This is a genomic window from Mesorhizobium sp. M7A.F.Ca.CA.004.12.1.1 (genome assembly GCF_003997835.1).
Classification (GTDB): Bacteria; Pseudomonadota; Alphaproteobacteria; order Rhizobiales; family Rhizobiaceae; genus Mesorhizobium.
In genome coordinates, this window is the sequence record NZ_RZRK01000406.1 from 1 (window position 1) to 5592 (window position 5592).

Below are 5592 nucleotides of genomic sequence, written 5' to 3' on the forward strand. Positions count from 1 at the left end.
GTCCACAGCCCGGGCTTGCCGTTGCTGACCAGCCCGGCCAGCAGGTGGCTGAATTTGCTGGTGTCGAGCGGCTCGCCGATGACGCCCGTCGAGGCCAGGAAAACCTCCGTTGCCGTGCAGCCGGCCGCCTTCGCCGCCGCCTCGCCGGTCAGCGCGGTCGACTCGCGGCCTTTCTTGCCGGTGAAGGCGTTGGCGTTGCCGGAATTGACGACCAGCACCCGGGCCTTGCCTGCGCCGAGATTCTGCCGGCAGAAATCGACCGGCGCCGAAGGGCATTTCGATTTCGTGAACACGCCGGCGACCGCGGTGCCTTCATCGAAGACCATGGTCAAAAGATCGGTGCGGCTCTTGTACTTTATCCCTGCCTCGGCGGTGGCGATGCGCACCCCTTCGATTTCCGGCATTTTGGGGTATTTCTTCGGCGCGAGCGGCGAAATCGTCGTGGACATGGAGGCCTCGGGCGGGAAAAATCGCAGGGGAAGGCCGGTTTGCCCGATAGACCGCGCGGGCGCAAGGGCGTTTTCGTCGCTCTTGCCCGGGAGTTCGAACCCGCTCGTGGTTAGGCCTGCATTGCAAATCCGATGGCGTCGCCGGGGCCGATGGCGTTATGATCTGCCCCATGGGCAGGCTTGCGATCCTTGCATGGGCATTTCTGGGACTTTTGCTGCTGAGCGCGGATGCGCAGCCGCAACGGCGCGTGGCGCTTGTCATCGGCAACGGCACTTACGCCGAAGCCGGCACGCTGGCCAACCCGGTCAACGACGCCCTCGACATCGCCGACAAGCTGCGCTCGATCGGCTTCGAGGTGATCGAGGGCAATGATCTCGGCAAGCGTGAACTCGAACGCAGCATCGGCGCGTTTTCCGATGCGCTCCAGGGCGCCGGCGTCGGGCTTTTCTACTATGCCGGCCACGGCCTGCAGGTCGACGGGCGCAACTACATCGTGCCGGTCGACGCCAGGCTGGACGTGCCCGTCAAGTTGCAGCTCGAAGCAGTGCCGATCGACGAAGTCCTCGACATCATGGAACAGCAGACCAAGGTCAGCCTGGTGTTTCTCGATGCCTGCCGCAACAATCCGTTTGCCCGCAGTCTCAGCCGCACCGCCACCACGCGCTCGGCGAAGGCGCTGGCCGGGCTGGCGCAATTCGATTCGACGCGCGGCTCGTTCATCGCCTTCTCGACGGCACCTGGCGCTGTCGCCATGGACGGCAGCGGACGCAACTCGCCTTTCGCCGCCGCCCTGCTGCGCCACATCGCCGAGCCCGGCCAGAGCATCAACGACATGATGATCGCGGTGCGCCGCGACGTGGTTTCGCAAACCCGCGAAACCCAGCGCCCCTGGGAGCAGGGATCGTTGCTCGAACGCTTCGAATTCGTCTCGGACGGACAACCCGCAGAGCCACAAAGGCCGGCCGCGGCGCCGGCGCCTTCAATGGAAGTGGCCGCACTTGAACGCTCTGTCGGCGACGACAAGGGATCGATCGAGAAATTCCTGCGCCAGGACTATCTGACGCCGGACACCGGGGCGATGAGCGAGACCGTCAAGCGGCTCTACGGCCCATCCGCCTTCATCTTCGGAACCCGCTACGACGCCGACGCCATCGTCAAGATCAAGGCCGACTGGTTCGCGCAGTGGGCCTCCTGGTCGCTAAGCATGGAGGCCGGCAGCCTGGAGGTCACTCCACAGGGCGAAGATCGCGCCGAGGCAGTCTTTGCGATGCGCTACGACTATCTTCCAAAGGACAGGTCGGCGGCACGCCTGACCGGCAAGGCGCGCGTCACGCTTGGGGTGGTCAAGGCCGGCGGCGGCTGGCGTATCGAATCCGAGACATCGCAGGCGATGCAGTAGGCGTGATCCCACGGCCAGCCGGGCAATTCAAGCTGGCGGCGCCTCATGGCGATAGGAATTTTTTCTTGACTCGGTGAGGGCAGCTATGCTACATTTTTGCCCATGGTGCTGATTTGCGCCAGTGACCCGCCGCCCGGCGGGTTTTTGCGTTTGGAGCTTCGCCAACCGACACGGCGGTAGACTTTCAGAGAATGAACTTAACCCCTGCCGCTACCATCCGTTCCCGAAGCTTGAAAACGCGCCGTTTCGTTTGAGCGTCGGGTCGCCTATATTGCCGGCGATAGTGTTGGCGAGGAGACAGAGATGGCCGAGGACGCCGATCCGGCGCGCAGATCGATCGGTGCGCGGCGCAACCCCGACAGCGCCGATGCCATTCTCGAAGCCGCCGAGGCCGTACTGGTCGAAGCCGGTTATGCCGGTTTCTCGATCGAGGCGGTGGCGCGGCGGGCCCGCGCCGGCAAACCCACCATCTATCGCTGGTGGCCGAGCAAGGCGGCATTGCTGCTTGAGGTCTATCAGCGCCAGAAGCGCGTCGAGGTTCCCGATACCGGGCGGCTGGAGGAGGATCTCGTCGGCTTCCTGAAAAACCTGTTCACCCACTGGCGCGAGACATCGTCGGGAAGCGTGTTCCGGTCGCTGATCGCCGAGGCGCAGTCGGACGAGACCGCTGCCGCGGCCCTTGCCGACTACTCGCTGGGCCGACGCTCCCATACCGGCCAGATCATCGAACGCGCCAAGGCAAGGGGCGAAATCCCGGCCGGCGTCGATTCAGCTGTTGTCGCAGACCTGATCGCCTCCTTCGCCTGGAGACATCTGTTGACCAACCGGCTCGACGAGGACGAAGCCGCCATCGGCAAGGCGGTCAACTACGTGATGCGAGGCATAGCGGCGCCCGCCCCTTAAAAAACGGCGATGAAAAAGGGCGCGGCAACCCCTGGCTGCCGCGCCCTTTTCAAAGAGCTATCAGTCTTACTTGGCGCTTTCCAGCGTATCGACCGTCTTCTTCAGGTTCGCGTCGGGGATCTCGATCTTGGCGCCGGCGCGCAGCGACTTGACCAGCGCAAAATATTTGTCGCGGATGACCGCCTGCTTGGCCTGGTCCTTGACGTCGTCGAAGGCCGGCGGCTGCTTGGTGCGCTTGTCCTCGAGCTTGATGACATGCCAGCCGAACTGCGACTGCACCGGCTGCTCGGTGTATTTGCCGACCTCGAGCGCGGAGGCCGCCTTGTCGAACTCCGGCACCATCTGGCCAGGTCCGAACCAGCCGAGATCGCCGCCGCTGGTCTTGCCCGAGGGATCGCTGGTGTGCTCGTTGGCGAGCTTCTGGAAGTCGGCGCCGCCGTCGAGCTGCTTGATGATGGCCTCGGCCTCTTCCTTCGTCTTCACGAGGATGTGACGGGCATGCAGCTCGTTGGTGGGCGGCGTGTTGGCGATTTCCTGGTCGTAGCGGGCGCGGACCTCGGCGTCGGTGACCTTGTCGACGACGCCCTTCTCGACCATCTCGCCATGCAGCGCGCGCTGCTGCAGGAAGGCCATGCGGCGCTGGAAGTCGGGATCCTTGTCGAGCCCTGACGTGACCGCCTGGGCGGCCATGACACGGATCTCGATGGCAGCCGAGAGCGCTGCGGCACGGCGCTGCTCGGGTGGCAATTGCGCGAACTGCTGTGACAATTCCCCTTCGGCAAGCACCAGATCGGCTTCGGTCAGGGGCTGGCCGTTGACCGTGGCGATAACCTTATTCGGATCGACCGGTGCCGCGGCTGGCGCTGCTGCATCCGCCGGGGCGGGAGCGGTTTGCTGCGCCATCAGCGGCGAGAGCGAAAGGGCCGACAGGCCGACGGCCAAGCCAAGGCTGGCGAGCGACGCGCGGCGGAACAACAGGGACATAGGGTGGACTCCGGTGGGGATTGTTAAGAGGGTGCTTCCAGATCGGCCAGATTGTGGCGGAATTTGGCGCAGCCAGCAGGGCCAGCGCGGCGTTGACATCAGTTGAGCCCCCTCTTATCTGTCCAACGACTTTGCGTCCAGAACCGTTTTCCGGGCGCTTTTTGTGTTTGCCAGTGTTCACTAATGTGTTCGCCAGTGTTCACGTGGAATTGATGGGGCCGGCCGGCGCTCATCTCAAGATTGAGAATTCTATCGAAAGGACCATTGGATGGTCAGTCTCGGCGGTCTCGCCCGTAAGGTTTTCGGTTCCTCCAACGACCGTCGGGTCAAATCGACCCGGCCCCGTGTCGAGGCGATCAACGCCATGGAAAACGAGATGCGGGCGCTCTCCGACGAGGAGTTGGTCGGCCGCACCGCGAAGTTCCGCCAGGACATAGCCAATGGCGCCACACTCGACGACCTGTTGGTGCCGGCCTTCGCCACCGCCCGCGAGGCAGCGCGCCGCGTGCTCGGCATGCGCCCCTTCGATGTCCAGCTGATCGGCGGCATGGTGCTGCACAATGGCGGTATTGCCGAGATGCGCACCGGCGAGGGCAAGACCCTGGTCGCGACGCTGCCGGTCTACCTCAATGCGCTCGCCGGCAAAGGCGTCCACGTCGTCACCGTCAACGATTACCTGGCCACCTGCGACTCCGAATGGATGGGCCGCGTCTACAAGTTCCTCGGCCTCTCGGTCGGCGTCATCGTCCATGGCCTGTCTGACGAGGAGCGCAGCGCCGCCTACGCCGCCGATGTCACCTACGCCACCAACAACGAGCTCGGCTTCGACTATCTGCGCGACAACATGAAATACGAGCGCGCCCAGATGGTGCAGCGCGGTCACAATTACGCGATCGTCGACGAAGTCGATTCCATCCTGGTCGACGAGGCGCGCACGCCGCTGATCATTTCCGGTCCGCTCGAGGACCGTTCGGAAATGTACAACACCATCGACACCTTCATCATCCAGCTGCAGCCGCAGGATTATGAGATCGACGAGAAGCAGAAGACCTCGATCTTCACCGAGGAAGGCACCGAGAAGCTCGAGAACCTTTTGCGCGATGCCGGCCTGCTCAAGGGCGAGTCGCTCTACGACGTCGAGAACGTCGCCATCGTCCATCACGTCAACAACGCGCTGAAGGCGCACCGGCTGTTCCAGAAGGACAAGGACTACATCGTCCGCAACGGCGAGATCGTCATCATCGACGAGTTCACCGGCCGCATGATGCCGGGCCGCCGCTATTCGGAAGGCCTGCACCAGGCGCTCGAAGCCAAGGAGCATGTGGCGATCCAGCCGGAGAACCAGACGCTGGCCTCCGTCACCTTCCAGAATTATTTCCGCCTCTACAAGAAGCTCTCCGGCATGACCGGCACGGCGCTGACCGAGGCCGAGGAATTCGGCAACATCTACGGTCTCGAAGTCACCGAGATCCCGACCAATCTGCCGGTCGTGCGCATCGACGAGGACGACGAGGTCTACCGGACGGTCGAGGAGAAATACAAGGCGATCGTGAGAGAGATCCGCGAAGCCAGCGCCAAGGGCCAGCCGACGCTGGTCGGCACCACTTCCATCGAAAAGTCCGAGCAGCTGGCCGAGCGCCTGCGCAAGGAAGGTTTTACCGATTTCGAAGTGCTGAACGCCCGCCATCACGAGCGCGAGGCGGCGATCGTCGCCCAGGCCGGCAAGCCCGGCGCCATCACCATCGCCACCAACATGGCCGGCCGCGGCACCGACATCAAGCTCGGCGGCAATGCCGAGATGCGCATCGAGGAAGAGCTCGGCGACATGCCGGCCGGACCCGAGCGCGAGGCGCGGG

At 64.0% G+C, this 5592-nt stretch carries 5 protein-coding genes; 3 read left to right on the forward strand and 2 right to left on the reverse strand.

The features are described from left to right. The coding region (locus EN984_RS20680) for a bifunctional ornithine acetyltransferase/N-acetylglutamate synthase (protein WP_206517452.1) at nucleotides 1–449 on the reverse strand (449 nt) is incomplete at its 3' end. A 170-nt stretch (nucleotides 450–619) separates the two neighbouring features. On the opposite strand from EN984_RS20680, the gene EN984_RS20685 reads away from it, so the two are divergent. Next, nucleotides 620–1849 carry a caspase domain-containing protein gene (locus tag EN984_RS20685; protein ID WP_127272360.1) on the forward strand — a complete coding sequence of 410 codons (1230 nt, stop codon included), beginning with the start codon at nucleotides 620–622 and terminating at the stop codon, nucleotides 1847–1849. Nucleotides 1850–2152: 303 nt separating this feature from the next. Then, complete coding sequence (locus EN984_RS20690) at nucleotides 2153–2752, forward strand: TetR/AcrR family transcriptional regulator (RefSeq protein ID WP_127269306.1); 600 nt, start codon at nucleotides 2153–2155, stop codon at nucleotides 2750–2752. A 66-nt stretch (nucleotides 2753–2818) separates the two neighbouring features. On the opposite strand, the gene EN984_RS20695 is transcribed toward EN984_RS20690, so the two are convergent. Next, nucleotides 2819–3736 (reverse strand): peptidylprolyl isomerase, encoded by a 918-nt coding sequence (locus EN984_RS20695; RefSeq protein WP_127269307.1) that lies wholly within the window; start codon nucleotides 3734–3736, stop codon nucleotides 2819–2821. Between the two features lie 268 nt (nucleotides 3737–4004). On the opposite strand from EN984_RS20695, the gene secA reads away from it, so the two are divergent. Beyond that, on the forward strand, nucleotides 4005–5592 hold a 1588-nt coding region (gene secA / locus EN984_RS20700; RefSeq protein WP_127383917.1), incomplete at its 3' end, for a preprotein translocase subunit SecA.

What these genes read in the sequence shown, in the direction of transcription:
- EN984_RS20685 (WP_127272360.1), top strand. Translation starts at nt 620, where the DNA reads ATGGGCAGGCTTGCGATCCTTGCATGGGCATTTCTGGGACTTTTGCTG.
- EN984_RS20690 (WP_127269306.1), top strand. Translation starts at nt 2,153, where the DNA reads ATGGCCGAGGACGCCGATCCGGCGCGCAGATCGATCGGTGCGCGGCGC.
- EN984_RS20695 (WP_127269307.1), bottom strand. Translation starts at nt 3,736, where the DNA reads ATGTCCCTGTTGTTCCGCCGCGCGTCGCTCGCCAGCCTTGGCTTGGCC.